The organism is Aliivibrio sifiae (genome assembly GCF_002954705.1).
Taxonomy (GTDB): Bacteria; Pseudomonadota; Gammaproteobacteria; order Enterobacterales; family Vibrionaceae; genus Aliivibrio; species Aliivibrio sifiae_A.
Map to the genome: position 1 here is coordinate 82783 of NZ_MSCO01000002.1, position 2461 is coordinate 85243.

The window sequence follows — 2461 nt, forward strand, 5'->3', positions numbered from 1 at the left end:
TGGAGGATGCGGTGGATGATTTTGCGACTTTTTTATTACTTAGTTATATTGAAGGTGGGGATGATATAGCGATCAATGCGGCTAAAATGTTCTCTTTTGAATCAGAGCATAAACCTAGCTACTATGATTTCGGAGAATTTATTGGTGAGCATAGTTTTGATTTACAACGTTATTTTTCAATACTATGTTTGGTTTATGGTAACCAAGAAATTAAGCATAATAATCTACTTAATGAAATTGAAGATGAGTATCTATTTGATATCAAAGAGTATTGTAAGTTCAGATATAAAAAAACTGAGACTAATTGGAAGCAATATCTAGTTAATGATGATTAAAAATTAACCTTGGAACTTATATTTAATATATCTTTATGGTAGATTGAAGTCTGTATAAACTCGAATGAGTATATACGTAATAAGAATTATGATATCAAGTTATATCGAAAATTAATTACTATGAATTAGGTCCAAATAATGCCGTTAAAAAATAAAATATTACTATTTACATTAATATTATTACTGTTAATTTCCTCTTCTTTGACGTGGAATGGGTATAGAGAATTCAAGAACTTTAATAGTGAGTCTGTTCAAAGTTCAACAGAGAGCAGAGCTACTTTAATCTCAATAGCATTAGATGAAAAATTAGATAGTTATTTTTCTTCATTGAGCTCTTTTGGAATCGCTTTTAATGATGACGGTACGTTAAATAAAAAAACAACGGCAAAGTTTTTACTTAATTTAGCTAAAACAAGTGATACAGAAAGTGCTTTTGTTGGATTTAAAGATGGTTCTACCTTTGAGCAAAATGGAAGTTTTACGCCTAATTTTAATGCTAAAAAAGCGCAAAGAGAATGGTACATTAGAGGATTTTCAGGTGAAAAAGAAGTAATTACAGATGTTTACAGAAATAGTAATAATATTGATGTGTTTACTTTTGTGGTGCCTATTTATAAAAAGGAAGAAATTGTAGCCGTTGTCGGTGTTGAGATAGAACAAGATGTAATTAATGATTTTATTGATACTTTAACTGAAAGAAATCAGATTTTTGCTTTTAATGATGATGGATATATTGTTGCTGCTAAAGATCCGCTGGAAGTTGGTAAGAATATTAGTAACATTGAACCAACGTATGCGAAATTTGATGATGGATATATGAGGTTTTTAGATAAGAATAAAGATGACTATGTTGTTGCGAGTGCTTCGCATTTATCGCGATACGATTGGACTGTAATTATGTATGAATATGAAAGTGATGTATATGAACCTAGCACATTGATGTTCAAAGAATCCGTAATTATATTTACTGTTATTCTACTTGCGGCATTAGTATCTATATTTTATATGGTAAATAATTTCATTTATAAGCCAATTGGTGGTGAACCTGAAAAAATATCTGAAATATTATTTAATATAGCAAATGGAGATCTTACTCAGGAGCTTAACTCATCAGAAAATGATAGTGGTATATATAAGTCAGTCGTAATTTTAAATAAAAAATTATCAGAGATAGTAACTGCTAGTCATTCCATATCTAATAGTGTGAAAAAATCATCTGAAGAATTAACTAAAGTGATGCTTGAAGCTGAACATAATTCTCAACATGAATTAGGACAAGTTGAAGAAATATCAACGGCTATTTGTGAACTGTCTAGCACTTCAAAAGAGGTAACAATTAATGCTGCTCATGCGGAAGAAGAGGCTCAAAAAGCTATAGCTGATGTTACAAATGGTCATAGTATGTTAGAGAGCTCTATTTTGTTAACTGTTAATATTAATGATTCTGTTCAAGAAACAGCTAAAATGATTAGTGCATTGAGAGATGATGCTATAAATATAGGTGAAGTGACTAATGTTATTAGTAGTATTTCAGAACAAACCAATTTGTTGGCATTAAATGCAGCTATAGAAGCAGCAAGAGCTGGTGAAGCGGGAAGAGGGTTTGCTGTAGTTGCGGATGAGGTTAGAAGTTTGGCAGCAAAAACTCAAGAATCAACAACTAATATTCAAGATATAATCAGTAAGCTTCAAACTCAATCTGAAAAAGCTAATAAGAACATGATGGAAAATGTTCAGTCAATTCAAGAGTCTGTAGATTTAACTGAAAATGTAAAAGCATCATTTAATAGTATCGTTGCATCTGTTCAATCAATTTCTGACATTAATACATTAGTAGCTACTGCATCACAAGAGCAATTTCATGTGACTGAAGATATATCAAAGAATACAACACGAACTTTTGATCTAGTGACTCAAAATGTATCTGTTATTAATCAAACTAGACAATCTTCTGATGAGCTGTCTAGATTGGCCATCACTCAAAAAATTGAATTAGATTTTTTTAAAATTTAATTATTGCTTACTTCCTTTCTTTTCCCTTCTTCTTAACTGATTGTTTCTAAAGAGAATGAATATGTCCCATTATAGTAACCTGTAATGGGATATAAGCTTAAGAGTTAATATAC

General features: G+C 30.4%; 2 protein-coding genes. Both read left to right on the top strand.

Annotated elements, in window-relative coordinates; genetic code table 11:
* A partial coding sequence (locus tag BTO22_RS11500; RefSeq protein ID WP_219843871.1) for a DUF4344 domain-containing metallopeptidase occupies window positions 1–335 on the top strand: 335 nt, incomplete at its 5' end.
* Between the two features lie 138 nt (window positions 336–473).
* Complete coding sequence (locus BTO22_RS11505; protein ID WP_105055653.1) at window positions 474–2348, top strand: methyl-accepting chemotaxis protein; 1875 nt, start codon at window positions 474–476, stop codon at window positions 2346–2348.
* Window positions 2349–2461: the final 113 nt, after the last annotated feature.

Excerpts from the sequence above, each read along its gene's own strand:
- BTO22_RS11505 (WP_105055653.1), top strand. The coding sequence starts at position 474 with ATGCCGTTAAAAAATAAAATATTACTATTTACATTAATATTATTACTG.